The sequence below is a fragment of the Streptomyces sp. NPDC085481 genome, from assembly GCF_044541845.1.
Lineage (GTDB): Bacteria > Actinomycetota > Actinomycetes > Streptomycetales > Streptomycetaceae > Streptomyces.
Genome location: NZ_JBITTJ010000015.1, coordinates 60,061 through 85,763, shown reverse-complemented (window position 1 = coordinate 85,763; position 25,703 = coordinate 60,061). Strand labels below are relative to the sequence as shown.

General features: G+C 72.4%; 24 protein-coding genes and 2 pseudogenes. 16 read left to right on the top strand and 10 right to left on the bottom strand.

Translation table 11 applies throughout. The features are described 5' to 3' along the window. Positions 1 to 197 precede the first annotated feature (197 nt). The 15 genes from ACIGEZ_RS27830 to hypE all read left to right on the top strand — a co-directional run bounded on the left by ACIGEZ_RS27830 (position 198) and on the right by hypE (position 15,074). Positions 198 to 1,895, top strand: a complete 1,698-nt coding sequence (locus ACIGEZ_RS27830) for a hydrogenase maturation protein (RefSeq protein WP_399836047.1) — start codon at positions 198 to 200, stop codon at positions 1,893 to 1,895. 58 nt (positions 1,896 to 1,953) lie between these two features. Next, on the top strand, positions 1,954 to 3,036 hold the full coding sequence (locus ACIGEZ_RS27825; protein WP_399836045.1) for a hydrogenase expression protein HypE: 1,083 nt from the start codon (positions 1,954 to 1,956) through the stop codon (positions 3,034 to 3,036). A gap of 94 nt (positions 3,037 to 3,130) precedes the next feature. Beyond that, positions 3,131 to 4,915 (top strand): nickel-dependent hydrogenase large subunit, encoded by a 1,785-nt coding sequence (locus ACIGEZ_RS27820; protein ID WP_399836042.1) that lies wholly within the window; start codon positions 3,131 to 3,133, stop codon positions 4,913 to 4,915. Next, positions 4,912 to 5,472, top strand: coding sequence for a hypothetical protein (locus ACIGEZ_RS27815; RefSeq protein WP_399836040.1), 561 nt, complete (start codon positions 4,912 to 4,914; stop codon positions 5,470 to 5,472). The genes ACIGEZ_RS27820 and ACIGEZ_RS27815 overlap by 4 nt, the downstream gene beginning before the upstream one ends. A gap of 17 nt (positions 5,473 to 5,489) precedes the next feature. Further along, a complete protein-coding gene (locus ACIGEZ_RS27810) occupies positions 5,490 to 6,137 on the top strand; it encodes a DUF5947 family protein (RefSeq protein WP_399836037.1) in 648 nt (215 codons plus the stop codon). Further along, positions 6,134 to 6,772, top strand: coding sequence for a DUF6084 family protein (locus ACIGEZ_RS27805; protein WP_399836035.1), 639 nt, complete (start codon positions 6,134 to 6,136; stop codon positions 6,770 to 6,772). Before ACIGEZ_RS27810 ends, ACIGEZ_RS27805 begins: the two co-directional genes overlap by 4 nt. Continuing rightward, positions 6,769 to 8,166: a hypothetical protein gene (locus ACIGEZ_RS27800; RefSeq protein WP_399836033.1), complete on the top strand. Its 1,398-nt coding sequence runs from the start codon at positions 6,769 to 6,771 to the stop codon at positions 8,164 to 8,166. Before ACIGEZ_RS27805 ends, ACIGEZ_RS27800 begins: the two co-directional genes overlap by 4 nt. Continuing rightward, positions 8,163 to 8,678: a hydrogenase maturation protease gene (locus tag ACIGEZ_RS27795; RefSeq protein WP_399836030.1), complete on the top strand. Its 516-nt coding sequence runs from the start codon at positions 8,163 to 8,165 to the stop codon at positions 8,676 to 8,678. Before ACIGEZ_RS27800 ends, ACIGEZ_RS27795 begins: the two co-directional genes overlap by 4 nt. 20 nt (positions 8,679 to 8,698) lie before the next feature. After that, a complete protein-coding gene (locus tag ACIGEZ_RS27790) occupies positions 8,699 to 8,815 on the top strand; it encodes a DUF6893 family small protein (protein WP_399836028.1) in 117 nt (38 codons plus the stop codon). A gap of 116 nt (positions 8,816 to 8,931) precedes the next feature. Further along, positions 8,932 to 9,375 (top strand): hydrogenase maturation nickel metallochaperone HypA, encoded by a 444-nt coding sequence (hypA, locus tag ACIGEZ_RS27785; RefSeq protein WP_399836025.1) that lies wholly within the window; start codon positions 8,932 to 8,934, stop codon positions 9,373 to 9,375. Between the two features lie 2 nt (positions 9,376 to 9,377). Next, on the top strand, positions 9,378 to 10,073 hold the full coding sequence (gene hypB / locus ACIGEZ_RS27780; RefSeq protein ID WP_399836023.1) for a hydrogenase nickel incorporation protein HypB: 696 nt from the start codon (positions 9,378 to 9,380) through the stop codon (positions 10,071 to 10,073). Then, the gene (gene hypF / locus ACIGEZ_RS27775) at positions 10,070 to 12,529 is read left to right on the top strand and encodes a carbamoyltransferase HypF (RefSeq protein ID WP_399836021.1); all 2,460 of its coding nucleotides are present in this window, start codon (positions 10,070 to 10,072) and stop codon (positions 12,527 to 12,529) included. The genes hypB and hypF overlap by 4 nt, the downstream gene beginning before the upstream one ends. Positions 12,530 to 12,539: 10 nt before the next feature. Beyond that, positions 12,540 to 12,860, top strand: a complete 321-nt coding sequence (locus ACIGEZ_RS27770; protein ID WP_399836018.1) for a HypC/HybG/HupF family hydrogenase formation chaperone — start codon at positions 12,540 to 12,542, stop codon at positions 12,858 to 12,860. Beyond that, on the top strand, positions 12,857 to 13,996 hold the full coding sequence (gene hypD, locus ACIGEZ_RS27765; RefSeq protein WP_399836015.1) for a hydrogenase formation protein HypD: 1,140 nt from the start codon (positions 12,857 to 12,859) through the stop codon (positions 13,994 to 13,996). The genes ACIGEZ_RS27770 and hypD overlap by 4 nt, the downstream gene beginning before the upstream one ends. A gap of 4 nt (positions 13,997 to 14,000) precedes the next feature. After that, complete coding sequence (hypE, locus tag ACIGEZ_RS27760; RefSeq protein WP_399836012.1) at positions 14,001 to 15,074, top strand: hydrogenase expression/formation protein HypE; 1,074 nt, start codon at positions 14,001 to 14,003, stop codon at positions 15,072 to 15,074. Between the two features lie 3 nt (positions 15,075 to 15,077). Here hypE and ACIGEZ_RS27755 read toward each other — a convergent pair whose 3' ends face one another. Together ACIGEZ_RS27755 and ACIGEZ_RS27750 are read right to left on the bottom strand one after the other, a co-directional pair. Then, on the bottom strand, positions 15,078 to 15,308 hold the full coding sequence (locus ACIGEZ_RS27755; protein WP_399836009.1) for a hypothetical protein: 231 nt from the start codon (positions 15,306 to 15,308) through the stop codon (positions 15,078 to 15,080). Next, complete coding sequence (locus tag ACIGEZ_RS27750) at positions 15,292 to 15,540, bottom strand: DUF6400 family protein (protein ID WP_399836006.1); 249 nt, start codon at positions 15,538 to 15,540, stop codon at positions 15,292 to 15,294. The genes ACIGEZ_RS27755 and ACIGEZ_RS27750 overlap by 17 nt, the downstream gene beginning before the upstream one ends. A gap of 154 nt (positions 15,541 to 15,694) precedes the next feature. Between ACIGEZ_RS27750 and ACIGEZ_RS27745 the strand changes: the two genes are divergently transcribed. After that, positions 15,695 to 16,345: a dihydrofolate reductase family protein gene (locus tag ACIGEZ_RS27745; protein WP_399836004.1), complete on the top strand. Its 651-nt coding sequence runs from the start codon at positions 15,695 to 15,697 to the stop codon at positions 16,343 to 16,345. Between the two features lie 24 nt (positions 16,346 to 16,369). Here the strand turns inward: ACIGEZ_RS27745 and ACIGEZ_RS27740 are convergent, their stop codons facing one another. The 8 genes and pseudogenes from ACIGEZ_RS27740 to ACIGEZ_RS27705 form a co-directional block, all read right to left on the bottom strand. Continuing rightward, positions 16,370 to 17,197 carry a PaaX family transcriptional regulator C-terminal domain-containing protein gene (locus tag ACIGEZ_RS27740; protein WP_399836000.1) on the bottom strand — a complete coding sequence of 276 codons (828 nt, stop codon included), beginning with the start codon at positions 17,195 to 17,197 and terminating at the stop codon, positions 16,370 to 16,372. Between the two features lie 60 nt (positions 17,198 to 17,257). Next, entirely contained in the window at positions 17,258 to 17,965 is a 708-nt protein-coding gene (locus ACIGEZ_RS27735) for an Asp/Glu racemase (protein WP_399836385.1), read from the bottom strand. Between the two features lie 90 nt (positions 17,966 to 18,055). Next, positions 18,056 to 18,964, bottom strand: a complete 909-nt coding sequence (locus ACIGEZ_RS27730; RefSeq protein ID WP_399835998.1) for a fumarylacetoacetate hydrolase family protein — start codon at positions 18,962 to 18,964, stop codon at positions 18,056 to 18,058. Positions 18,965 to 18,982: 18 nt separating this feature from the next. After that, positions 18,983 to 20,110 (bottom strand): cupin domain-containing protein, encoded by a 1,128-nt coding sequence (locus ACIGEZ_RS27725; RefSeq protein ID WP_399835995.1) that lies wholly within the window; start codon positions 20,108 to 20,110, stop codon positions 18,983 to 18,985. Continuing rightward, the gene (locus ACIGEZ_RS27720) at positions 20,107 to 21,138 is read right to left on the bottom strand and encodes a carbon-nitrogen hydrolase family protein (protein ID WP_399835992.1); all 1,032 of its coding nucleotides are present in this window, start codon (positions 21,136 to 21,138) and stop codon (positions 20,107 to 20,109) included. Before ACIGEZ_RS27720 ends, ACIGEZ_RS27725 begins: the two co-directional genes overlap by 4 nt. Positions 21,139 to 21,152: 14 nt before the next feature. Next, on the bottom strand, positions 21,153 to 23,453 hold the full coding sequence (locus ACIGEZ_RS27715) for an FAD-dependent monooxygenase (RefSeq protein WP_399835990.1): 2,301 nt from the start codon (positions 23,451 to 23,453) through the stop codon (positions 21,153 to 21,155). Further along, positions 23,444 to 23,797 (bottom strand): annotated as a pseudogene (locus ACIGEZ_RS27710) (acyl-CoA thioesterase); the annotation flags it as partial. The gene ACIGEZ_RS27715 and the pseudogene ACIGEZ_RS27710, both read right to left, overlap by 10 nt. Positions 23,798 to 23,986: 189 nt before the next feature. Next, a pseudogene (locus ACIGEZ_RS27705) lies at positions 23,987 to 25,648 on the bottom strand (AMP-binding protein); the annotation flags it as partial. Between the last annotated feature and the right edge of the window lie 55 nt (positions 25,649 to 25,703).

Here is a 25,703-nt window from a genome sequence, read left to right as displayed (position 1 = left end):
GGACCCCGGGCCACGGCCCGGGGGCAGACCCTTCGAACCCCGGCCCCGACCGCCAATCGGCGGGACGCGCGCGTCGAACGGGTGAGACGAGGGCGCCGTCGCCCTCGTGTGCGCACGGCCGTGCCCGATGATCGCTGGCGGTCGGTGGGTCGCACGTCCCCGGGACGTGCGAGTCCACAGCAACCCGGAGGGCCGCCATGCGCATCCTGCTCATCGCAAGCAGCTTCAACAGCCTCACCCAGCGAGTCCTGGTCGAGCTGCGGGACCGCGGGCACACCGTTCCCGTACAGGTCACGCCCGACGGGGCCGCCATCCGTGATGCCGTCTCCCGCCATGCGCCCGAGCTGATCGTCGCCCCGATGCTGAAGGCCGTCGTGCCCGAGGACGTGTGGACGGCGCACCGCTGCCTGATCGTGCACCCGGGGCCGGTGGGCGACCGCGGTCCGTCCTCCCTCGACTGGGCGATCCGCGACGGTGTCACCGAATGGGGCGTCACCGTCCTCCAGGCCGACGAGGAGATGGACGCCGGCGACGTCTGGGCGACCGCCGCCTTCCGCGTCCCCGAGGTCGGCAAGAGCGATCTGTACCGCAACGAGCTGTCCGATGCCGCCGTGTCCGCCGTGCTCCTCGCCGTCGAGCGGGTCGCCGCCGGATACACCCCGCGTCCCCAAGCCGGCGGCAGGATCCGGGCCCGTCCCGCTCTCCGCCAGGAGCAGCGCAGGATCTCATGGGAGGAGGACGGCACCGAGACCGTACTGCGCACCCTGCGAGCCGCCGACTCACAGCCCGGAGTTCGGGACGAGCTGCTCGGCGCCGAGTGGTTCCTGCACGGCGGCCACGCGGAGGACGGCCTGCGCGGCCGTCCTGGCGAGCTGCTCGCCACCCGGGCGGGCGCGGTCTGCCGCGCCACGGTGGACGGCGCGGTGTGGATCCCCGAGATCCGGGCCCGCACCGGCGCCGGCCGGCCGCGTGCCTGCAAACTCCCGGCCACCCTGGCCCTCGCCGGCCGGTTGCCCGACCTCCCCGAACTGCCGCCGCCCACCCGGCCGTCCGGCAGGGGGCGCAGGACCTGGTCCGACATCCAGTACCGCGAGCAGGGACCCGTCGGCGTCCTGTCCTTCGCGTTCCCCGGCGGGGCGATGAGCACCGACCACTGCCGCCGCCTGCTCCACGCCTACCGGGCGGCCTGCACGCGTCCCACCTCCGTGCTCGTGCTGGGGGGCCGGCGCGACTTCTTCTCCAACGGCATCCACCTGAACGTCATCGAGGCCGCGGCAGACCCCGCCGCCGAGTCCTGGGCCAACATCAACGCCATGAACGACCTGGTCGAGGCGGTCCTCACCACCACCGACCGGGTCGTCGTCAGCGCCGTCGGCGGCAACGCCGCTGCCGGCGGGGTGATGCTGGCCCTCGCCGCCGACGAGGTCTGGTGCCGGTCGGGCTCGGTGCTCAACCCCCACTACCGGGGGATGGGCTTGTACGGGTCGGAGTACTGGACCTACACGCTGCCCCGCAAGGTGGGTACGGCCATGGCCGCACGGCTCATCGAGGAGGGCCGGCCGGTGTCCGCGGCGGCCTCGCTCGGCATGGGGCTCGTCGACCGGGTCGTCGACTGCGGGCCGGGGGAGTACACCGCGGAGGTCACCCGACTGGCCGCCCGGCTGGCATCCGGACCAGGCGTCCAGTCGCGCATCGCGGCGAAGAAGGCGGAACACGAGCGCCGGGAACCCGTCACCGCCCACCGCGAGCAGGAGCTCTCCCACATGCGGCGGATCTTCGACGACCCCGCCGCGCCCTACCACGCGCTGCGCCGCGCCTTCACCCGCAAGGAGGCCGCGGGCGCGCCGTCCACGGACGCCCGAGGTGCGGGCGCCGCCGTAACGGCCGAGTGTTGACCAGGACGTGGGTCCCGAAAGGCGGCCCTTCGCCCCACCCCTCCTCAGGAGGCCACTCATGAGTGCAGCAACGCCGGTTCCGGTCGAGGAACAGGGCGCCGCCCCCGGCAGCGAAGAGAAGCCGATCCACATCCTCTGGATCAACGCGGGTCTGAGCTGCGACGGCGACTCGGTGGCCCTGACGGCTGCCATGCAGCCCAGCATCGAGGAGATCGCCCTCGCCGGGCTGCCCGGACTGCCCAGGATCGCGGTCCACTGGCCGCTGATCGACTTCGAGTGCGGTCCGGTGGGCGGCGCCGACACGTTCATCGAGTGGTTCTTCAAGGGCGAGCGCGGCGAGATCGACCCGTTCGTGCTGGTCGTCGAGGGATCGATCCCGAACGAGGCCATCAAGCAGGAGGGCTACTGGTGCGGCTTCGGCGACGATCCGGAGACCGGTCAGCCCATCACCACGAGCGAGTGGATCGACCGGCTCGCGCCCAAGGCGCTCGCCGTGGTCGCGATCGGCACCTGCGCCACGTACGGCGGCATCCACGCCATGGCGGGGAACCCGACCGGCGCGATGGGTGTGCCGGACTACCTCGGGTGGGACTGGAAGTCGCAGGCCGGCATCCCGATCGTGTGCGTGCCCGGCTGCCCCATCCAGCCGGACAACTTCGCCGAGACCCTGACCTACCTGCTCTACCAGGCTGCCGGATCCGCCCCGATGATCCCGCTGGACGACAAGCTCCGCCCGACCTGGCTGTTCGGGGCGACCGTACACGAGGGCTGCGACCGGGCCGGCTACTACGAGCAGGGCCAGTTCGCCTCGACGTACGACTCGCCCAAGTGCCTGGTCAAGCTGGGCTGTTGGGGACCGGTCGTCAAGTGCAACGTCCCCAAACGCGGCTGGATGAACGGAATCGGTGGCTGCCCGAACGTCGGCGGGATCTGCATCGCCTGCACGATGCCCGGCTTCCCGGACAAGTTCATGCCGTTCATGGACGAGCCCCCCGGCGGCAAGGTCTCCAGCACCGCCAGCGGCGTGTACGGCTCCGTCATCCGCCGCCTGCGGACCATCACGGCGAAGACCGTCGACAAGGAGCCGAAGTGGCGGCACACCGGTGAGCGCATCACCACCGGCTACCGGCCGCCCTGGTGACCGGTCACGTCATCGCGCCCCGCACCCCGCTGGACCTCCCATCCACTCCACTGTTCGCGAAGTCGAAGAGCTGACGAAGGGCATTGCAACGACCATGGCACCTCGCGCGAAGACGACGGGTGACGGCTCCGGACTGGTGGAGATGGCCTGGGATCCCATCACCCGGATCGTGGGCAGCCTCGGCATCCACACCAAGATCGATTTCAAGCAGAAGCGCGTCGCGGAGTGCTACAGCACGTCCTCCGTCTTCCGCGGCTACAGCGTCTTCATGCGGGGCAAGGACCCCCGCGACGCGCACTTCATCACCAGCCGCATCTGCGGCATCTGCGGCGACAACCACGCCACCTGCTCCGTGTACGCGCAGAACATGGCGTACGGAGTGAAGCCGCCGCACCTCGGTGAGTGGATCATCAACCTCGGCGAGTCCGCGGAGTACATGTTCGACCACAACATCTTCCAGGAGAACCTGGTCGGGGTCGACTACTGCGAGAAGATGGTCCGCGAGACCAACCCCGGGGTCCTGGAACTCGCCGAGCGCACCGAGGCCCCGCACGCCGCCGAGCACGGCTACCGCACGATCGCCGACATCATGCGCTCCCTCAACCCCCTCGAGGGTGAGTTCTACCGCGAGGCGCTGCAAGTCAGCCGCTACACCCGGGAGATGTTCTGCCTGATGGAGGGGCGCCACGTGCACCCCTCCACGCTCTACCCGGGCGGCGTCGGCACGGTCGCCTCCGTGCAGCTGTTCACCGACTACATGAGCCGCCTCATGCGGTACGTGGAGTTCATGAAGCGGGTCGTCCCGCTGCACGACGACCTCTTCGACTTCTTCTACGAGGCGCTGCCCGGCTACGAGGAGGTCGGCCGCCGCCGCGTGCTGCTCGGCTGCTGGGGCGCGCTCAACGACCCCGAACACTGCGACTTCACCTACGCCAACATGACCGACTGGGGACGGAAGATGTTCGTCACCCCGGGCGTCGTGGTCGACGGCAAGCTGGTGACCAACGACCTCACCGAGATCAACCTCGGCATCCGCATCCTGCTCGGCAGCTCCTACTACGAGGACTGGGAGGGGCAGGAGCAGTTCGTCACCCACGATCCCCTGGGCAACCCGGTCGACCCCCGTCACCCGTGGAACCAGCACACCATCCCGGCCCCGCAGAAGCGGAACTTCGACGACAAGTACAGCTGGGTCATGTCCCCGCGCTGGTTCGACGGCAAGGACCACCTGGCCCTGGACACCGGCGGCGGCCCCATCGCCCGCCTGTGGTCCACCGCCCTGTCCGGCCTCGTCGACATCGGCTACGTCAAGGCCACCGGACACAGCGTCGTCATCAACCTGCCCCGCACGATGACCAAGCCGGAGACCACCTTCGAGTGGAAGATCCCGCAGTGGAGCAACGCCCTCGAGCGCAACCGCGCCCGGACCTACTTCCAGGCCTACGCGGCGGCCGTCGCCCTGCACTGCGCCGAGAAGGGCCTGGAGGAGGTCCGCGCCGGACGCACCCAGACCTGGGAGAAGTTCGAGGTGCCCGACGAGTCCATCGGCGTCGGCTTCACCGAGGCCGTCCGGGGCGTCCTCTCCCACCACATGGTGATCAGGGACGGCAAGATCGCCAACTACCACCCCTATCCGCCCACCCCGTGGAACGCCTCCACCCGGGACACGTTCGGCACCCCCGGGCCGTACGAGGACGCCGTGCAGAACACGCCGATCTTCGAGGAGAACACGCCGGAGAACTTCAAGGGCATCGACATCATGCGCGCCGTGCGCAGCTTCGACCCCTGCCTGCCGTGCGGCGTCCACATGTACACGGGCAACGGCAGGACCGTGAAGTCGATGCACGTGCCCACCGGCCTGAGCGGGCTCGCCGGATGAGCGCGACCACCGCCGAGCAGGCGGGCCGGCGGATCGAGGAGGTCCTGGACCGGCTCGCGGAGAGCGGGGACGCCGACGCCTGCGCGGCGGCCGAGGACGTCGTACGCGTCCTCATGGAGTTCTACGGCAGCGGGCTCGCCCGCGTCGTCGACCTCCTGGCGCGCCCCGCCGCCCGCCCGCCCGCCGACCCGCTGGGCCCGCTGCTCGCCGACGAACTCGTCGCGAGCCTGCTGAATCTGCACGGACTGCACCCCGAGGACGTGCCGACCCGCATCGACCGCGCCCTCGCCGCCCTGCCGCAGTCCGTGGAGAACGCCGGCTTCGACGCGGCGACGGGGGTGTTGCGACTACGGGCCGCCGCCACGTCAGGCTGCGGCTGCCCCAGCACCCAGGAGGCCACCCGGCAGGCGGCCGTGGACGCCCTCGCGTGCTTCGCCCCCGAGGTGACCGACGTCGAGCTGGAGCCCGCCGGTCCGCGCGAGCCGGCGCTGCTCCAGATCGGCACCCGTCCGTCGCCCGCCGCTCCGAGCGGCCGCCCATCGGTCGCCGCCTCGTGAACGGGCCCCCGACCGGCATGACGCGCGCCCCGCGGCCCACCGGTCTGCGCCGGTTCACCACCCCGCGCCCGCCGCGCGAGGAACGCTGCGAACTGTGCGGGGCGCAGCTGGCCGACGAGCGTCACCGGCACCTGGTCGACGTCGACCAGCGCGCCCTGGTCTGCGCCTGCGGCCCCTGCTCGCAGCTGATGGACCGCTCCGGCGGATCCCAGGACTCCGGTCGGGGCCGCTTCCGTGCCGTCCCCGGCCGGTTCCTGAACGACCCGGGACACCGCATCGACGACCAGGCGTGGGAGTCGCTGCGGATCCCGGTCTCCGTCGCCTTCTTCTTCCGCAACTCCGCCCTCGGCCGGCCGGTGGCGCTCTACCCGAGCCCCGCCGGCGCCACCGAGAGCGAACTGGAGGAATCGGCCTGGTCGTCCGTCCTCGACGCCACCCGGCTCGCCGCCCACCTCGAACCCGACGTGGAAGCCCTGCTGCTGCGCCGCCACGAGGGCCGCACCGAGTGCTTCCTCGTACCGATCGACCTCTGTTACGAACTGGTCGGCCGCATGCGCCTGCACTGGCAGGGCTTCGACGGAGGCGCCGAGGCCCGGGCCGACCTCGACGCCCTCTTCGCCCACGTACGCGAACAGGCGCGCGAGCCGCAGGGGAGCCGGCCGTGACCGACTTCTCGTTCGCCTGCACCGACGTCCGCGCCGACCCCTACGCGGCCGGCCCGACCCTCGTCTTCCGGCTGCGCATCACCGCCTCGGGCGGCACCCGCGTCCACGCCCTGGCGCTGCGCTGCCAGATCCGCATCGAGCCCGCCCGGCGCGGTTACGACGACACGGAGGCCGACGCACTCGGCGACCTGTTCGGCGAGCGCTCCCGCTGGGGCAGCAGCCTCAACCCGGTCCAGTTCGCCCAGGTCTCCGTCATGGTGCCCGGATTCACCGGCGAGATCGAGACCGACCTCGTCGTGCCGTGCACCTACGACACCGACATCGCCGCCTCCCGCTACTTCCGGGCCCTCACCGACGGCGACGTCCCGCTGCTCCTGCTGTTCTCCGGCACCGCGTTCACCGGCGCCGGCGGCTTCCACGTCGAGCCCGTGCCCTGGGACAAGGAGGTCTCCTACCGGATGCCCGTGAAGACCTGGCGGGAGATGATCGACCAGCACTTCCCCGGCTGCGGATGGATCCGGCTCCCGGCCGAGACGATGGACGCCCTGCTCGCCTACCGGTCGCGCCGGGCGCTCCCGTCCTGGCAGGCCACCGTGCAGACCCTGCTCGAAGCGGCGGGGGAGAGGACGCGATGACCACCGTAGCCTTCGCCCCCGGCACCGAGGCCCGGTTCGCCGTCGCCCGGCACGTCGCCGACGCCGTCCTCTTCGAGGGGTACGTGCTCTACCCGTACCGTGCGTCCGCCGCGAAGAACCGGCTGCGCTGGCAGTTCGGGGTCCTCGTGCCACCGGTCTGGAGCGGCGTAGCCGACGAGCCCGACGTCCAGCGCACCGAATGCCTGATGGAGCCCAGGACCGGTGCCGAACTCGCCGTGGAGGTACGGTTCCTGCGTGCCCAGCGGCGGACGGTCGAGGAGCTCCGCGCGGACGGTTCGTTCGCTCCGGTCGCCGAACTCCGCCTGGACGACCGGGTTCTGGTCGCGTGGGACGAGGGCGTCGAGGAGCGCGTCGCCCTCGTCGTCCCCGTCGCCGAGCTGGCGGGCGACGGCACCGTCCTGCCCTTCACCCGCCCCGCCGCCGAGGAGATCGAAGAGGTCACCGACGCCGACGGACGCATCCTCGGCAGGCTCGTACGGCGACGCGAGGAGATCAGCGGCACCCTGCGGATCTCGGCGGCCGAACTCGACGGCCCGTACCGCGTCCAGCGCCTCGCGGTCACGGTGGCGAACACCAGCGCCTGGACCGTGCGGCCCGGCGCCGACCGCCACGCGGCGCTGCCGTACTCCCTGGTCGCCACGCACACGCTGCTCCGCCTCGACGCAGGATCGTTCCTGTCGATGACGGACCCGCCGCAATGGGCGAAGGGCGCCGTCGCCGGCTGCCGCAATCTGCACACCTGGCCCGTCCTGGCCGGCGAACCCGGCCGCGACGATCTCGTCCTCTCCTCGCCGATCATCCTGGAAGACCACCCGGCCATCGCACCCGAGAGCCCCGGCGCCCTCTACGACGCCACCGAGATCGACGAGATCCTCGCGCTGCGCACCGCGGCCCTGACCGACGAGGAGAAACGCGAGGCCAGAGGGACCGACGCCCGCGCGGCCGCCGTGATCGAACTGGCCGACACCATGCCGCCCGAGGTCCTCGAGCGCCTGCACGGAGCCGTACGCAGCCTCCGGAGCGTCACCGGGGCGCGGGAACCGAACGCGGACTTCCTCGAACCGGACACACCCTGGTGGGACCCGGGCGGCGACACCGGCGTCGATCCGGGCCGCGATCACGTCCTCGTCGACGGACACGCCGTCCGCGCGGGCAGCAGGGTCCTGCTGCGCCCACGGCTGCGCCGCACCGACGCCCAGGACCTGTTCCTGGACGGCCGCGCAGCCCTGGTCGAGGCGGTCCTGCACGACGTCGACGGCGGTGTCCACATCGCCGTGACCGTGGAGGACGATCCCGGCGCCGACATCCGCCGCGAACAGGGCCGGTTCCTCTACTTCCAGCCGGACGAGGTCGAAGCCCTGGAGGACCGGTGAACGGCCCCGGGCCCGGCACGGCCCGTACGCTCGTGGCCGGCGTCGGCAACATCTTCCTCGGCGACGACGGCTTCGGTGTCGAGACCGTACGGCGGCTCCCGCGCGAGGTACTTCCCCCTCACGTCGAGGTGGCCGACGTCGGAGTGCGCGGCGTCCACCTCGCCTACCAGGTCCTCGACGGCTGGGACACGCTCGTCCTCGTCGACGTCACCGCCCGTGGCGGCCGACCGGGGACGCTGTACCTGATCGACGCCGCCACGCCCGGCGAGCGGACCTCCGGCGGGGGACCCGCACCGCTCGACGGCCACCGGATGACACCCGACGCCGTCCTCGCCCTGCTCGACACGCTGTGCGCGGGAACGGGTGCGACGCCGCCCCGGCGGATCCTCGTCGTCGGCTGCGAGCCGGCCTGCCTCGACGAGGGCATCGGGCTCAGCCCGGAGGTCGCCGCAGCGGTGCCCGAGGCGGTGCGCATGGTGACCGAACTGGTCGGCCAGGAAGCCGTCGTATGAAGACCGAAAGGGAGAGCACCATGCACAGGAACGTCCTCGGCACCGCTGCCGTCGTCTGCACCGCGCTGGCCGTCGTGGCCGTCGTCGCCGGAGTTCTCCCCGACCTCCGGCGCTATCTGCGCATCAGCAGGATGTGACGACTGCACCGAACGGACGACACCGCCGGACGATCCCGGCGCGCCGGGCGGCTCCCCGTCGCCCGCCCGTCCTCTAATGGCGCCCGAGACACACCCCGCGCCCAGGACGGAGACCGATGCACGAGATGTCCGTCGCGGTGGCCGTCGTCGACCAGGTCGAATCGGCGGCGAGGTCCCGCGGCGCCGTCGGCGTGAGCAGCATCCGACTGGACGTGGGCGAGCTGGCGGGCGTCGTCGCCGACGCGCTCGCCTTCTGCTTCGAACTCGCCTGCGCCGGAACCGTCGTCGAGGGCGCCGAGCTGATCACCCGTACGGTCCCGGCCACGGCGCGCTGCGAGCGGTGCGCCGAGGACTGGGCCGTCGGCATGCCGCCGCGGCTGCTCTGTCCCGGTTGCGGCACCGCTGCCGACGAGCTCGTCTCGGGCCGGGAACTGCGGATCCGGGAGGTCCGTTGGGCCGATCCCGAGACGGGACCCGAGCGGCGCAGTGGGACGGACACCCGGACGGACACCGTGGCGGGACGCGAGCGGCGCCGCCAGACGATCACCGAGGAGAGCTGAGCATGTGCCGAGCCGTTGATCTCCAGCGCGCCGTCCTCGCCAGGAACGAGGCCGCGGCACAGATCCTGCGCACCGAACTGACCGCCCGCGGCACCACCGTGGTCAATCTCCTCTCCAGCCCCGGAAGCGGCAAGACCGCCCTCCTGGAGCGCGAGTTGCGGCTCGCCGGCGGGCGGGGGGTCAGCGCCGCCGCGCTCACCGCCGACCTGGCCACCGAGAACGACGCCCGGCGCCTCGCCCGCTCGGGCGTACCCGTCAAGCAGGTGCTCACCGACGGCCTGTGCCATCTGGAGGCCGACATGGTCGCCCGGCACCTGCACGACTGGCTGCCCGAATCCACCCGGCTGCTGTTCGTCGAGAACGTCGGCAACCTCGTCTGCCCCGCCGGATACGACCTGGGTGAGTCACTCCGGGTCGTGCTCGCCTCGGTCACGGAAGGGGAGGACAAGCCCCTCAAGTACCCCACCGCGTTCGGCCTCGCCCAGCTCGTGATCGTCACCAAGGCCGACATGGCCGGGCCCGCGGAGTTCGACGAGACGGCCTTCCGGAGCAATGTGCAGCAGGTCAACCCTGGTGTCGAGGTCGTCCTCACTTCGGTGCGCGACGGACGGGGCGGAGGCATCCTGCTCGACCGGGCCCTGGCCGCGGCCGACGGCGACCGCGTGCACTCCCCGGTGATGGCCCGGGCCGGCGCGTGACCACGGCGCGGCAGGGGCCCGCACCCGCCGCGGCGCCGCGGCGCAGCCGGGTGGTCGTACGCGGAGTCGTGCAAGGCGTGGGTTTCCGGCCGTACCTCTACGCCCTCGCCACCGGCCTTCGCCTGTCCGGCCATGTCACCAACACGGCCGACGGCGTCGTCGCGGAGGTCGAGGGCGACCCCGCGGACGTGGCGGCCTTCTGTGCCCGCATCGCCCCCGATGCGCCGCCGCTGGCCCGGGTGGAGTCCGTCGAGACGGCGGAGGTGGCCGCGATCGGCGCCGGCGGATTCACCATCGTGCCCTCCCGCCAGGGCGGTGACGTCCGCACCCTCGTCCCGCCGGACACGGCCACCTGCGAGGACTGCCTCGCGGAGCTCGCGGGCCCGGCCGACCGGCGGCACCTGCACCCGTTCGTCACGTGCACGCACTGCGGCCCGCGGTTCACGATCGTCACCGGACTGCCCTACGACCGGGCGCACACCACGATGGCCGGCTTCCCGATGTGCCCGGACTGCGCCCGGGAGTACGCCGACCCGGCGGACCGGCGCTTCCACGCACAGCCCGTCGCCTGCCCACGCTGCGGGCCGACGCTGCGCCTGGTCACGGCAGCGGACGGGTCCTGTGCCCCGCCCGAGCCCGGCACCGAGCCCCGTACCGGCGCCGCCTCCGGCGCTTCCCGGGGCCCCGCCCCCGACCCGATCACCACCGCCCGCCGTATGCTCGCGGCCGGCGCGATCCTCGCGGTCAAGGGCCTGGGCGGCTACCACCTGGCCTGCGACGCGACGAACGCCGACGCGGTGGCCGAACTGCGCCGCCGCAAGGCGCGCGGTGACAAGCCGTTCGCGATGATGGCGGCCGACCTCGCCGACATCGAGCCCCTGGTCCACCTCTGCCCGCTCGAACTCGAGCTCCTCACGGGCAGGGTCCGCCCCGTCGTACTGCTCCGGCGCCGCGACGACGCCCGGCCGCGCTGCGGGGCCGCCCCGGCACGCGCGGTGGCACCCGGCAGCCCGGACCTCGGCCTCATGCTCCCCTACACCCCGGTGCACCACCTGCTCCTCGGCCTCGGCGCACCGGACCGGGAAGGGCCCAGGCTGCTGGTCATGACCAGCGGCAACCTCTCGGGCGAACCCATCGTCACCGACGACGCCGAGGCCATGACCAGACTCGCCGGTCTGGCGGACGCCTGGCTGCTGCACGACCGCCCCATCCACGTGCCCTGCGACGACTCCGTGGTCCGCGTCTGCGACGGCGAGCAGCTGACGCTGCGCCGCTCCCGTGGGTACGCCCCGCTGCCGGTCACGCTGCCCGTCGAGGTCGCCCCCGCGCTCGCCGTGGGAGGGGACCTGAAGAACACCTTCTGCCTCGGCGAGGGACGCCAGGCATGGCTGTCCGCCCACGTCGGCGACATGGACGACCTCGCCACGCAGCACGCCTTCGCCTCCGCCGAGCGGCAGTTGGAGTCCGTCACGGGCGTACGCCCAGGACTGCTCGCCGCGGACCGCCACCCCGCCTACCGCTCCACCCGCTGGGCCCGGCAGCATGCTGCCGGGCGGCCCGTCGTCCCGGTGCAGCACCACCATGCGCACGTCGCCGCCGCGATGGCCGAGAACGGCCTCGACGGCACGCGGCCCGTCATCGGCGTGGCCTTCGACGGCACCGGCTACGGTCTCGACGGCGCCGTGTGGGGCGGCGAGTTCCTCGTCGCGGACTACGCCGGGTTCACCCGGTTCGCGCACCTGGCCTACGTACCCCTGCCGGGCGGCGACGCGGCCGTACGGCGGCCCTACCGCATGGCCCTGGCCCACCTGCGGGCCGCGGGCCTCGCCGCCGACCCGGGGCTGCCGTGCACACGATCTTGTCCACCCGGGGAACTCCCCGTACTCCAGCAGCAGTTGACGGCCGGCCTGAACTGTCTGCCCACGTCGAGCATGGGACGCCTCTTCGACGCGGTCTCCTCCCTCGCGGGGATCTGCCACCACGCCGGATACGAGGCACAGGCGGCGATCGAGCTGGAGGCCGCGGCACTGCGCGCACCGGATGTGAAGGAGGACGACCGCTACGCGTTCCGGTCGTACCCGCGGCAGCCCGGTGGGCCGCTCGCCGCCGACCCCGCGCCCCTGCTGAAGGCGGCGGTCGACGACGTGCTCGACGGCACGCCCGCGGCCGTCGTCGCAGCTCGCTTCCAGCACGCCGTGGCGCGCCTCGTCCGTACGGTCTGCGCCGCCGCCCGGAGTGAGACCGGTGTGGAGACCGTCGCGCTGACCGGGGGAGTGTTCGCGAACACGCTGCTCTCCTCGGCCTGCGCACAGGGACTGCGTGCGGACGGATTCACCGTGCTGCGCCATCGCCGGATCCCGCCGAACGACGGCGGCCTGGCCCTCGGCCAGCTCGTCGTGGCGGCACGTGTCACGGACCGGGCGGCTGCCGGCACACCACGACGAGAGCGACAGTGAGGAGGCACCCATGTGCCTGGCGGTACCCGGAAGAGTGCTGGACGTAGCGGACCGGGACGGCACCCGGATGGCCACGGTCGACTTCGGAGGCGTGGTCAAGGAGGTGTGCCTGGAGTACCTGCCGGACCTGAAGCCCGGTGAGTACGCGATCGTCCACGTCGGGTTCGCCCTGCAGCGGCTGGACGAGGAGTCGGCCAGGAGGACGCTGGAGCTGTTCGAGACCCTCGGCATGCTCCAGGAGGAGTTCGGCGACCCGTGGGAGTCGGCCGCCGAAGCCACGGGAGACGAGCGGCCGGCGCACGAGGGCGTCGCCGGGGAGGTGCGGCGGTGAAGTACATCGACGAGTTCCAGGACCCCGAGCTGGCCAGGCGGCTGCTCGACGAGATCCGGCCCACGGTGACCCGGCCCTGGGCGCTGATGGAGGTGTGCGGCGGTCAGACCCACACCATCATCCGGCACGGCATCGACCAACTCCTGCCGCCTGAGGTGGAGTTGATCCACGGGCCGGGCTGCCCGGTGTGTGTGACGCCGCTGGAGGTGATCGACAAGGCACTGGAGATCGCCTCCCGGCCCGGCGTGATCTTCTGCTCCTTCGGGGACATGCTGCGGGTGCCGGGCACCGGCCGGGACCTCTTCCAGGTCCGCGGACAGGGCGGTGACGTCCGGGTCGTCTACTCCCCGCTCGACGCGCTGCGGATCGCCGAACAGAACCCGGACCGCGAGGTCGTGTTCTTCGGCATCGGCTTCGAAACCACCGCTCCACCCAATGCGATGACGGTCCATCAGGCACGCAAGCTGGGCATCCGCAACTTCAGCCTGCTGGTCTCCCACGTCAGGGTTCCCCCGGCGATCGAGGCGATCATGCGCTCCCCGGACTGCCGCGTCCAGGGCTTCCTGGCGGCGGGCCACGTGTGCAGCGTGATGGGCACGGCGGAGTACCCCGAACTCGCCGAGCGCCACCGCGTGCCGATCGTGGTCACCGGCTTCGAGCCGCTGGACATCCTGGAAGGCGTACGGCGGACCGTCCTCCAGCTGGAGCGCGGCGAACACACCGTGGACAACGCCTATCCGCGTGCGGTGCTGCCCGAGGGCAACCCGGCCGCCCGGGCGATGCTCGACGACGTCTTCGAGGTCACCGACCGTGCCTGGCGCGGCATCGGCGTCATCCCGGACAGCGGCTGGCGGCTGTCGGAGCGGTACCGCGACCACGACGCCGAATACCGTTTCTCCGTCGAGGGGATCGACACGCGTGAGCCGGCCGAGTGCCGCAGCGGCGAGGTCCTGCAGGGGCTTCTGAAGCCCCACGAGTGCGAGGCCTTCGGTACGACGTGCACGCCCCGCTCCCCGTTGGGCGCCACGATGGTCTCCAGCGAGGGGGCGTGCGCCGCGTACTACCTCTACCGGCGGCTCGACCTGGGGGCACCGGCGCAGAAGTCCACGACCCTGGAGGGCAGTTCCGTTGTCTGAGCTGATGCGCGAGACCGCTCGGGACGAGGCGCCCGACATGCTCGCCTGGACGTGCCCGGCACCGCTGCGCGACCAGCCGCGTGTGGTGATGGGCCACGGCGGGGGAGGCGCCCTGTCCGCCGAACTGGTCGAGCAGATCTTCGCGCCCGCCTTCGGCGGACCCGCGCTCTCGGTCACCACCGACGCCGCGACCGTCGAACTCGGCGGCGCCCGGCTGGCGTTCTCCACCGACTCCTTCGTCGTGCGCCCGCTGTTCTTCCCCGGTGGCAGCATCGGTGACCTGGCCGTGAACGGCACCGTGAACGACCTCGCCATGAGCGGGGCCCGCGCGGCGTTCCTGTCCTGTGGCTTCATCCTGGAGGAAGGGGTGGAGACCGAGGTCGTGGCCCGCGTGGCCCAGGCTCTCGGGTCGGCGGCGCGCGCGGCGGGCGTGCAGGTGGTCACGGGGGACACCAAGGTGGTGGAGGCCGGCCACGGCGACGGTGTCTACATCAACACCTCCGGCATCGGTCTGATCCCGCCGGGTGTCGACCTCCGGCCCGAGCGGGTCGTACCCGGCGACGTGGTGATCGTCAGCGGCCCCATCGGCGTCCACGGCGTGGCGATCATGAGCGTGCGCGAGGGTCTGGAGTTCGGGGTCGAGATCGAGAGCGACTGCGCGCCGCTCGGCGGCCTGGTCGAGGCGATGCTCGCGGTGACGCCGGACCTGCACGTGCTGCGCGATCCCACCCGGGGAGGCCTCGCCGCCTCGCTCAACGAGATCGCGACCGCCTCGGGCACCGGCGTCGTCGTCCAGGAGCGGGCCGTCCCCGTCCCCACCCCCGTGGCCGGCGCCTGCGCGATGCTGGGCCTCGACCCCATGTACGTGGCGAACGAGGGCAAGCTCGTGGCCTTCGTCCCACGTGAGCATGCCGACGCCGTGCTCGCCGCCCTGCGCGCGCACCCGCTGGGCGCGGGGGCGGCCGTGATCGGGGAGGCCGTCGAGCAGCATCCGGGCATGGTGGTCGCCCGCACCGGGCTCGGTGGCACGCGGGTGGTGGACATGCCTCTCGGTGAGCAGCTGCCCCGGATCTGCTGAGCCTCAGCCCCTGGTGTCTCCGCGGCCGCGGGCGGTGTCGAGGGTCCATGTGTGGGTGCAGTTCGGGCACTGCAGATGGACCCGGTGCCCCTTGCTGGAGATCAGGTAGCGCCAGTGCTCCGCACAGTTACGGCGCTGCGCGCAGGGTGCGCAGTCGCGGGCGTCGTCGCACCCCGGGCAGGCGACCCAGGCGCGGCGGGCCCGGTCGGCGTGGGGATCAATGGGAAGCCGCATGACCCGGCTCCTGCCCCGGCAGCACACCAGCCGCCACCAGCATGGCGTGGATCCGCAGCTGCTCCTCGTCCAGGCCCGAGTAGAGCAGCGCGTGCGCGGCCTCCTCCGCCTGGAGCACGGCCACCGGGTCCCAGTCGGGCCCCAGCGCCGCCACGACCTCGGCCCGACGGCGGGCCTCCTCGGCGGTGAGGTCGATGGTGAAGGTGACGTGATCGGGGTTGCCCTGGTTCATGGAGGTGCTTTCGATGGTGCTTTCGGCGGAAATCGAACGGCTTCTGCCACGTCTATCAGAGCGGGCGTCGGGTGTGGAAGGGGCGCCGTCCACTGTGGTGCACCTCACGTTCGAACGCCCAGTCCGTGCTTGTCGACCACACAGGAGGAGATCCATGGGGCAGCTGCTGAGAGTCCAGAACTTCAACGTCTCGCGTGACGGATTCGGTGCCGGCGAAGGCCAGAGCCTCGAAAGGCCCTTCGGGGACGCCGATCCCGAAGCCATGTTCGCCTGGGCCGGCGCCACGGCGAGCTGGCCCAACCGGGCCGACCCCGGGGGCAGCCGCGGGCTCGACGACTACCTCACGCGGGACTTCAGGAACAACATCGGCGCAGAGATCATGGGCCGCAACAAGTTCGGCCCCCAGCGCGGGCCCTGGCAGGACCACGAGTGGCGCGGCTGGTGGGGCGACGAGCCCCCGTTCCACACCCCGGTGTTCGTGGTGACCCACCACCCGCGTCCTTCGTTCACGCTCTCCGACACCACGTTCCACTTCGTCGGCGGCGACCCGGCCACGGTCCTCGAACGGGCGAAGGCGGCGGCGCAGGGCAAGGACGTACGGCTCGGCGGAGGGGCCGCCACCATCCGGGAGTTCCTCGACGCCGACCTCGTCGACACCCTGCACGTGGCGGTCTCGCCGGAGATCGAGATCGGATCGGGGTCACGCCTCTGGGAGTCACCCGACGAGCTGCTCGACCGGTTCCACCTCGACATCGTGCCCAGCCCCGGCGGTGGCGTGACGCACTACCTGTTCTGGCGGAGATGACGCCGGGCCTCCGGACGGCGGACCTCAGCCCCGCGAGCCCGTGACCTCGCCGACGTGACGCAGGCTCGGGTCGAGCAGGATCCCGTGCAGCTCCTGGAAGACCTGCCGGGCCGCCACCGCGTTCCAGTCCGCCGGAAGCAGTTCGGTGGGCAGGCCCGGGTCCAGGTACGGCAGGCGCCGCCACCGGGTGAGCAGCGGCACGTAGTGGCGGAACGCCTCGGCGGGCCCGGGTTCCGCCTCGGCCCGCGCCAGGCGGGCGGCCACCGGGGCGTAGGTGTCGGTGAACTCCGCGTACTGCTCCTGGATCGCCGGGAAGTCCCACCACGCGCTCACCGTGCCCGGCAGGTCGCTGAAGGCCGCGTATTCGGCGCGGAACAGGTGGACGTACTCGCTGAGGCCGAGCCGCACGAGCATGCTCCGCGCGTCGTCGAGGAGCCGGCCCGGGGCCAGCCACACGCCCGGGGCGATGTTGCCGAAGCCGAGCCAGGTCAGCCGGGTGCGCAGCTGGTAGCGGTGGGAGCGTTCCGACTCCGGAACGGAGAACACCGCCATGGCCCAGCCGTCCGCCAGGTCGGCGGGTTCCAGGCTGGCGAAGATCCGCCGGTCGCCCTCGTCGAAGACGGGAAGCATGGCCGGGCTCAGCCGGTAGCCGCTGGCGCCCCGGCGCTCCGGTTCGAGGACTCCGCGCTTCTTCAGCCGGGAGATCGCCGAGCGCACCGCCGGGCCGTCGACGTCGAGTTCCCCCATCAGCGTGATCAGGTCGGCGATGGAGATCCAGCCGCCGAGGCGACGCAGGAACGCCCCGTAGACCGTGTTGATCAACGAGCTGGGCCTGAGGGGGCTGTCCGACATGATCGCCTTCCGTTGTACGCGGTCGCGATCATATCGGGGCCCCCTCCAGGACCGGTCCGGTCAGGCGTAGGCCCCGGACAGCAGGTGTCCGGCCCCGGGTGCCACGGCCGGGAGGCCAAGGGCGCGCAGCATCTGGTGGGCGGTGCACACGGCCGCCGACACGACCGGCTTGCCCAGGACCTGTTCGGCCTCCTCGATGACACCGAGCGACGGCATCTGCACGCAGGCGGAGAGGACGACCGCGTCGGCGTCGGCGTAGTCCAGCGCGCGGGCGAGTTCCGGCAGCCTGGCCGGGTCGTGGGCGGCCACCTCCAGGTTGTCCGGGATCTCCAGGGCCCGGTGGTCGAGGACGTCGATGCCCTCCCGGGTGAGGTAGTTCACGACGGTCCGCGTGAGGGGCCGCATGTAGGGGGCGAGCAGGGCGATCTTCTTGGCGCCGATCGTGTTCAGCCCGTGGACCAGGGCTCCCGCGCTGGTGACGACGGGCGCCGGGGCGCCGTTCTCGACCGTGCGCTGGTGCAGCCGCTCCTCGGAGAGCCGGTGGTAGCCGGGGCCCATGCTCATGATGGCGACGAGGCAGGCGTAGCCGAGTACGTCCACCCGAGCGTCGGAGAGCTCCACGGCGCAGCGGTCGGAGTCGGCGTCCATGGCCTTGAGCTGCTCGGGGGTCACATGGGTCATGCGCATCCGGCTGGAATGGAAGGTGAACCGCTCGTCCGGCGCGATGGCCGCGCGGGCGCGCAGGATCGCCGGAATCTCGGTTTCCATGGTGACGTTCGAGCTCGGCACGATCTGGCCGATGCGGTACGTGCGAGGGGTGCGGGGCGGCACGGGCACTCCTTGTTCTCGGTACGGGGATCAGCGGGCGTCGACGACGGGGTTGGTCAGCGTGCCGATCAGCTCGACCGTGGCCTCCACCGTGTCGCCGGGCACGAGGAACTCGGGCGGGACCATGCCGGCCCCCACGCCGGAGGGTGAGCCCGTCGCGATGACGTCGCCGGGCTCCAGGGTCACGCCGGAGCTGATGTCGGCGATCAGGCGGGCGATCGGGAAGAGCATGTGCCGGGTGTTCGACTTCTGCTTGGTGACACCGTTGACGCGCAGCGAGAGGTCCAGGGCCATGGGGTCGGGGATCGCGTCGGCAGTGACGACCACCGGGCCGAACGGCGCGTACGAGTCCTGCCCCTTGGAGAAGAACCACTGGCCGGAGCGGCGCTGGTCGCGGGCGCTGATGTCGTTGACGATGCTGAAGCCGAAGACGTGGTCGTAGGCGTCCTCCTCGCTGACCCGGTACGCGGTGCGGCCGATGACGACGGCGAGTTCGCACTCCCAGTCCAGCTGGGCGGTGAGGTCGGCGTTGTGCAGGATGGGCGCCCCCGGGCCGGTCACGGCGGTGGCGGGCTTGCTGAACAGCACCGGTCGGGAAGGGAGTTCCCTGTCGGTATCGAGACTGCGGCTGGACTCCTCGACGTGCTCGACGTAGTTGAGCCCCACCCCGATGATCTTTCCGGGACGGAAGGGGGCAACGAGGCGCACGTCCTCGGTCCGGTGGACGGCATGGGCGGGCCGGTCCCCGTCCAGCAGCCCGCGGGCGGCGTCCAGGGCGCTCGGACCGGCCTGGACGAGGCCGAGCAGGTCGTGCGGGAGCGGCACGCCGGCGTGGTCGGCGAGGGCTGCGAGGTCGAGGACGTGGCCGTCGGTCTCGACGCCCGGCCGCGGTGCGGCGCCGGCGGGCTCGGCGGCGGGGGTGAAGGTCAGCAGACGCATGGGAGGGCTCCTTCTGGGTCAGGCGGCGGGTTCGGTGGTGACGGGCTGGTGGCCGCCGTTGTCGGGGTACGCCTCTTCCCGGTGGAAGCCGAGCGAGCGCATGACGGGGAAGTCGTCGAAGGAGAAGAGGCAGGCGTCCTCGGACGGGTCGAGGTTGCGGTGCTCGTGCCACGCCCAGGACGGGACGCAGAAGATGTCCCCTTCCCGCCACTCGAACCGCCGTCCGGCGATCACCGAGGCGCCGCGGCCCTTGGCGACGGTGTAGATCACCGAACCGGTGTGCCGGTGGGCCGCGGTGGCCTGCCCGGGGCGCAGCAGCTGCATGCGGGCGCCCATGGTCGGCATCACCGAGCCGCCGGTCACCGGGTTGGTGTACTCGGCGATGACGCCGTCGTACGGGGAGCCCTCGGTCGCCTTGGCGAGGCCGCGCAGGGCCTCGTACGTCGGCTCCCACGGGTAGGCGAGCAGCGGGGAGTAGGGCCGGGTCCACTTCTCCGTCCCGTACGGGAGCAGGGTGCCGGAGTAGGTGAGGACGGTGGAGTTCACCACCTTCCCCGGGGTCTGGTGCAGCTCGGGGTGCACCTCGTAGAACCCGGCGTCCAGGGCGTTGACCAGCGGGATGTCCAGGCCGTCCTGCCAGATCACCGGGGCGTCGGTCCCGTCGTTGCCGTGCTCGTGCCAGGTGCCGTTCGGGGTGATGGCGAAGTCGCGCGGACCGACCTCGAGCCGCTGCCCGTCGACGATCGTCCAGGCACCCTTGCCCTCGTGGACGAAGCGCAGGGCGGCGGCCTGGTGCCGGTGAGCCGTCATGGCCTCGCCAGGGCCCATGATCTGCAGGCCGGTGTAGAGCAGTCCGGCGGCGGCGCTGACGTCCCTGCGGCCGGGGTTGACGAGCATGACGACGCGGCGCCCGGCGTCGTCCGCGTCGACCAGACCGAGGGCCTTGTGGACGAGCGGGCGTAGCTCTTCGTAACGCCACAGCACGGGAACGGACCTGGGCTGCGGGTACCAGGGCTCGATGTCGTTGGCGACGGTCCACAGGGCGCCGGCGTCGAGGGCTTCGAGTTCGCCGTAGTACGCGGTGAGTTCGGGGGTGTCGGAGACCCGGGCGCGGCCGAGCGCGGTGTCGTCCTGCTCGATGGTCATACGTCCTCCTCGGTAACGGTGGTGGTGACGGTCTGGTACGGGACCGCCGGCGGCGCGGTGAAAGTCACCGGCGGGCGCGGGGTGTTGTCGACTTCGAGGCGGAAGATGTCGAAGCGGTTGTAGTGGCCGGTGATGTCGTGCATCTGTTTGGGCTGGATGCAGCGGCCGAGGTCGATCTCGCCGTAGACGATGCCCTCGTCGTCGACGAGCGGCTCGGTGACGGGACGGCCGTCCGGGCCGAAGACGCCGGACAGGGCGCTGCGCTGCCGCTGGAACAGGGTGCGCAGTTCGCCGTCGTCCCCGGCGAGGGCATCGACGATCTCCGGGGAGACGGTGGAGCAGGCGACGACGGAGAAGACCTTGCCCTCGAAGCTGTGTGCGGCGGTCCGGACGGCGATCGCGTCGGCCATGTCGTAGTCGGCCGGGGCGACGGGCAGCGCGATGTAGCAGGCGGCGTGCACGAGTTCGCCCTGCGCGAGGAGCGCGAACCGGGCCAGGGTGTTGGTGTTCTCGCCGCAGGCGAGGGCGCCGAGCGGTCCGACGGGGGTCCGGTGGACGTGCAGCGAGCTGCCGTCGCCGCCGGTCCAGGTGAGCTTCTCGGCCCAGGTGGGCACCAACTTGCGGTGCACGCCGAGTAGTTCGCCGTCCGGGCCGATGGTGAGCAGGGTGTTGTAGAGGACGCCGAGGCTGTGGGCGGCGCGCTCGTTGACGCCGATCACGAGCACCACGCCGTACTGCCGGGCCGCCGCGCGCAGGGCTTCGACGTGCGGGCCCGGGATGTCGACGGAGGCGCGCTGCAGGCGTTCGAACCACGGCGAGCCCTGGACGGGGTTCATCGTCCAGTTCCAGTACGGGTATCCCGGGACGAACACCTCGGGGAACACGACCAGTCGGGCGCCGTTCCCGGCCGCCTCGGCGATCAGGGCGACGGCCTTGTCGACGGTGGCGGCGGGGTCGAGGTAGACGGGCGCGGCCTGAACGGCGGCCGCGGTGAACCGGGGCAGGCTGTCGAGGGGTTGTTGTCGCACGGGGTTTCCCCCTTTCATCGGGCACGGGCGGTGGTGGCCACTCGCGGCAACCACCGCTGGTGCACGGGCGCGGCGGGCTGCCGCAGGAGCTCGAGGCGCGGCGGCACCCGGTCGGTGCGGGCCGCAGGCGGGCGGCCACTGCCCGCCCGCCAGGACGGTGCCCACGGCGCGGCGGGGCCGTGGTAGCCCTGTGCGGCGGCCGCGTGCAGCGTCCACAGCGGGTCGTGCAGCTGGGCGCGGCCGACGCCGCACAGGTCGGCGCGGCCGGCCAGGATGATCGAGTTCACGTCGTCGTAGGTGGAGATGGCGCCGACGGCGATGGTCGGGACCCCGGTGGCGTTCCGGATCAGGTCGGCGTACGGGGTCTGGTAGCTGCGGCCGAAGCGGGGCCGCTCGTACGGCACGACCTCGCCGGTGGAGACGTCGATCGCGTCGGCTCCCGCATCGGCGAGGGCGCGGGCGACGCCCACGGCGTCGGCCTCGCTCAGCCCGCCGTCCGCCCAGTCGGCGGCGGAGATCCGGACGAGCAGCGCCTTGCCGGCGGGCCAGGCCTCCCGTACGGCGCGCAGCACTTCCAGCGGGAAGCGCAGCCGTCCTTCCAGGCTGCCGCCGTACTCGTCGCCGCGCAGATTGGTCAGCGGCGAGAGGAACCCGGAGAGCAGATGCCCGTGCCCGTACTGGAGTTCCAGGGCGTCGAAGCCCGCCCGGTCGGCGCGCCGGGCGGCGCGGACGAAGTCCCGCACGACGAGGTCCATGTCGTGCCGGGTGGCCTCGCGCGGCACCGGGCCGTGCTCGTCCCAGGGCAGTGGAGAGGCGGCGATCGGCGGTCCGGCGGCCGCACGGCGGCCCGCGTGGGTGAGCTGGACGCCGAGGCAGGTGTCGCTCTGGCCGTGGACGAGGCCGGTGACGCGCCGCCAGGCGGCCTCCTGCTCGTCGTTCCACAGACCGGGGCACCCGGCGTCGGGGCGGGCGTCGGCGGCGACGGCGGTCATGCCGGCGATGACCAGGCCGGCCCCGCCGAGGGACTGGGTGCTCAGGTGGACGAGGTCGAAGTCGCCCGGGATGCCGTCGCGGGCCGTCGCGAGTGCGGTGGGCGGGACGACGACCCGGTTGCGCAGCCGCAGCCCGCCGACGCGGAAGGGCCGGAACATCGGCGGGACGGGCGCGGTGGTGTTGACGGAGGTGGTGAAGGCCTCGTCTCGGACGCGCAGGTTGTCGTAGGTGACGCGGCGGCTGCGGGTCAGCAGGTTGAAGGCGAACTGGTGCGGCTCCTGGCCGGTGTAGCGGTCGATGTTCTCGAACCACTCCAGGCTGGCCTGGGCGGCCCGCTGGGTGGACTCCACGACCGGCCGGCGCTCGTCCTCGTACGCGGCCAGGGCGCCCGGGACGTCGTCCGGGTGCTCGTGCAGGCAGGCCGCGAGCGCGAGGGCGTCCTCCATGGCGAGCTTGGTGCCGGAGCCGATGGAGAAGTGGGCGGTGTGGGCGGCGTCCCCGAGCAGCACCACGTTGTCGTGCCGCCAGGTGCGGTTGCGCACCGTCGTGAAGCGGAGCCACTTGGAGTTGTTGGGCAGCAGCCGGTGCCCGTCCAGGTGCCCGGCGAGCAGCTCCTCGCAGCGCCGGATGCCCTCCTCGTCGCTGGCGCCGGGCGAAGACGCGCGGTCGGCGGACCCCGCGAACCCGGCGCGCCGCCAGGCGTCCTCGTCCAGCTCGACGATGAAGGTGGAGCGCGTGTCGTCGTACGGGTAGGCGTGCACCTGCAGGGTGCCGAAGTCGTGCTCCGCCACGATGAAGGTGAAGGCCTCGAAGACCTTGTCGGTGCCCAGCCACATGTAGCGTCCGGAGCGCTCGTCCAGCTCCGGGCCGAAGGTGTCCGCGTAGGCGGCGCGGGTGGCCGAGCGGACGCCGTCGCAGGCCACCACCAGGTCGTACTCGGCGACGAGCCGGCCGGCCGGCGGGGCCTGGGTGCGGTAGCGGACGTCCACGCCGAGGGCGGCGCACCGGTCCTGGAGGATCCGCAGCAGGCGGCGGCGGCCGAGCGCGGCGAAGCCGTGACCCCCGGAGGTCAGCGTCTGCCCCCGGTAGCGGACGTCGATGTCGCTCCAGCGGGCGAACTCCGCCGACATGGCGGCGTGGACGACCGGGTCGGCCGTCGCGATGCCGTCGAGGGTCTCGTCGGAGAAGACGACCCCGAAGCCGAACGTGTCGTCGGGTGCGTTGCGCTCCCAGACGGTGAGCTCCCAGTCCGGGGAGAGCTGCTTGGCCAGGGCCGCGAAGTACAGGCCGCCGGGCCCTCCTCCGATGACTGCTACGCGCATGGGGTGACTCCTGTGGTTACGGTGATCAGCTCGGGGGCCTGCGGGCCCGACGTGGTGAGGACCTCGCGGACATCGGCCGGCCAGGGCGTGGCGCCGGTGGCACGGGCCGCCGAGTGGGCGATGACCATGCGGCCGGCGGCCGCCTCCGTGCCCTCCTCGCCGAGGACCGTGAAGGCGTAGTGCAGGGAGCTCGCGCCGACCTTGGTGACGCGCAGCTCGGTACGGACGGCCTCGCCGAACCAGAGCCGGGCATGGTAGTCGGCCTCGAAGTGGACGCGGGGCGTACTGCCGAAGAGATGGGAGAGGCCCAGGCGGCGCAGCAGTACGGCCTCGGCCGCCTCGACCCAGCGCACGACCGTGGAGTGGTGGTAGTGGCCGGCGGCGTCGGTGTCCGGCCATTCGACGCGGCGCTCCACGACGACGCTGGGCAGGTTCGGGACCAGCGCCTCGGAGGCGCCGGCGGCGCACCTGCTCTCGGTGGCGTCGGCGCGGGGCGCCTCAGCACGGGTGTCCTGGGCGCGGGCCTCGGCCCGGGCGCGCTGCCGTAGTTCACCGCGCTGGAGCTTGCCGTTGGCCGTCTTCGGGAGTTCCGTGACGAACTCGACGGCCCTCGGGTACTTGTACGGCGCGATGGCCTGCTTGACGTGCGCCTGGAGCTCGCGGACGGTGGCCTCGGCGGCCGGGACGCCCTCGCGCAGCACGACGTACGCCTTCACGAGCATGCCGCGTCGCTCGTCCGGGGCGCCGACGACCCCGCAGTCCTCGACGTACGGGTGGGCGGCGAGGGCCTTCTCGACCTCGGGGCCCGCGATGTTGTACCCGGCGGAGACGATCATGTCGTCGCTGCGGGCCACGTACCAGAAGTAGCCTTCGGCGTCCCGGATGTAGGTGTCGCCGGTGATGTTCCAGCCGTTCCTGACGTACGTGGTCTGGCGCGGGTCGGAGAGGTAGCGACAGCCGGTGGGCCCGGTGACGGCCAGCAGACCGGGCTGCCCGTCCGGCACCGGATCGCCCCGGTCGTCGACCACGGCGGCGCGGTATCCCGGGACCGGCCGGCCGGTGGATCCGGGCCTGATGTCCTCGTCGGCGGCGGAGAGGAACACGTGGAGCATCTCGGTGGCGCCGATGCCGTCGATGATCCGCAGGCCGGTGGCTGCGTGGAACTGCTCCCACACGGTGGCGGGCAGGGGTTCCCCGGCGGACACGCAGCGGCGCAGGCCGGACAGCCGCCCGGTCGCCCCGGCGGCCATGAGCGCCCGGTAGGCGGTGGGCGCGGTGAACAGGACGGTCACCCCGTGCGCGGCCACCAGGTCGGCCAGCTGCTCGGGGGTGGCCTGCTCGATCAGCAGGGTCGCGGCGCCCACGTGCAGGGGGAAGACCACGAGCCCGCCGAGGCCGAACGTGAAGGCGAGCGGCGGTGTGCCGGTGAAGACGTCGTCGGGGCGGGGTTTGAGGATGTGCCGGGAGAACGTGTCGGCGTTGGCCAGGACGTCCCGGTGGAAGTGCAGCGTCGCCTTGGGCCGCCCGGTCGTGCCGGAGGTGAAGGCGATCAGCGCCACGTCGTCGGCGGCCGTCTCCACGGCGGCGAACCGGCCCTCCTTCGCGGCGCAGCGGGCGGTCAGATCCGCCGCGCCAGGGCCCCCGTACGGGATGACCGGCAGGCGGGGAGGGCCGGACGCGTCGGGCCCGTTCGGCGGGCCGGGGTGTCCGGACGGGCCGGGCGGGTCCGCCGCTTCGAGTTCCCCGACGTAGCGGTGGTCGCACAGGGCGACCGTGGGGCGGCTGATCTCGCACAGTTCGGCGAGTTCGCCGGAGCGCAGGAGCGGCATCGTGGTGACGGCGACACCGCCGGCCTTCAGCACGCCGAACCATGCGGCGACGAGCCAGGGGTTGTTCGGCCCGCGCAGCAGGACGCGGTTTCCGGGCCGGAGCCCGTGGTCCTCGGTGAGCACCTGGGCGACCTGGTCGGCGCGCCGCTGGAGCTCGCCGTAGGTCCAGCGCTCGGTCGGGGTCAGCAGGCAGGGACGGTCGGGGCCCCAGCGCTCGACGGCGTCGTCGAGCAGGCGGCGGGCGCAGTTGAGCCGGTCTGGATACGCCAACTCCGGTAGCTCGAAGTGGAGTTCGGGCCAGAGAGAGAAGTCGGGCAGCCGGTCGCGACAGAAGGAATCGGCATGTGCCGAAGGGGAGAGCTCCATGGGGCGGCACCTCGATCAGGGAGCAGCGGGGGAGATGGTGCAAGTATCTCGACAA

Coding starts and splice junctions, on each gene's coding strand:
- ACIGEZ_RS27830 (WP_399836047.1), top strand. CDS start 198: ATGCGCATCCTGCTCATCGCAAGCAGCTTCAACAGCCTCACCCAGCGA.
- ACIGEZ_RS27770 (WP_399836018.1), top strand. CDS start 12,540: ATGTGCCTGGCGGTACCCGGAAGAGTGCTGGACGTAGCGGACCGGGAC.
- hypA (WP_399836025.1), top strand. CDS start 8,932: ATGCACGAGATGTCCGTCGCGGTGGCCGTCGTCGACCAGGTCGAATCG.
- hypE (WP_399836012.1), top strand. CDS start 14,001: ATGCGCGAGACCGCTCGGGACGAGGCGCCCGACATGCTCGCCTGGACG.
- ACIGEZ_RS27735 (WP_399836385.1), bottom strand. CDS start 17,965: ATGGAAACCGAGATTCCGGCGATCCTGCGCGCCCGCGCGGCCATCGCG.
- ACIGEZ_RS27800 (WP_399836033.1), top strand. CDS start 6,769: ATGACCACCGTAGCCTTCGCCCCCGGCACCGAGGCCCGGTTCGCCGTC.
- hypB (WP_399836023.1), top strand. CDS start 9,378: ATGTGCCGAGCCGTTGATCTCCAGCGCGCCGTCCTCGCCAGGAACGAG.
- ACIGEZ_RS27790 (WP_399836028.1), top strand. CDS start 8,699: ATGCACAGGAACGTCCTCGGCACCGCTGCCGTCGTCTGCACCGCGCTG.
- ACIGEZ_RS27815 (WP_399836040.1), top strand. CDS start 4,912: ATGAGCGCGACCACCGCCGAGCAGGCGGGCCGGCGGATCGAGGAGGTC.
- ACIGEZ_RS27820 (WP_399836042.1), top strand. CDS start 3,131: ATGGCACCTCGCGCGAAGACGACGGGTGACGGCTCCGGACTGGTGGAG.
- ACIGEZ_RS27750 (WP_399836006.1), bottom strand. CDS start 15,540: ATGAACCAGGGCAACCCCGATCACGTCACCTTCACCATCGACCTCACC.
- ACIGEZ_RS27715 (WP_399835990.1), bottom strand. CDS start 23,453: ATGCGCGTAGCAGTCATCGGAGGAGGGCCCGGCGGCCTGTACTTCGCG.
- ACIGEZ_RS27730 (WP_399835998.1), bottom strand. CDS start 18,964: ATGCGTCTGCTGACCTTCACCCCCGCCGCCGAGCCCGCCGGCGCCGCA.
- ACIGEZ_RS27810 (WP_399836037.1), top strand. CDS start 5,490: ATGACGCGCGCCCCGCGGCCCACCGGTCTGCGCCGGTTCACCACCCCG.
- ACIGEZ_RS27825 (WP_399836045.1), top strand. CDS start 1,954: ATGAGTGCAGCAACGCCGGTTCCGGTCGAGGAACAGGGCGCCGCCCCC.
- ACIGEZ_RS27745 (WP_399836004.1), top strand. CDS start 15,695: ATGGGGCAGCTGCTGAGAGTCCAGAACTTCAACGTCTCGCGTGACGGA.
- ACIGEZ_RS27725 (WP_399835995.1), bottom strand. CDS start 20,110: ATGACCATCGAGCAGGACGACACCGCGCTCGGCCGCGCCCGGGTCTCC.
- ACIGEZ_RS27740 (WP_399836000.1), bottom strand. CDS start 17,197: ATGTCGGACAGCCCCCTCAGGCCCAGCTCGTTGATCAACACGGTCTAC.
- ACIGEZ_RS27755 (WP_399836009.1), bottom strand. CDS start 15,308: ATGCGGCTTCCCATTGATCCCCACGCCGACCGGGCCCGCCGCGCCTGG.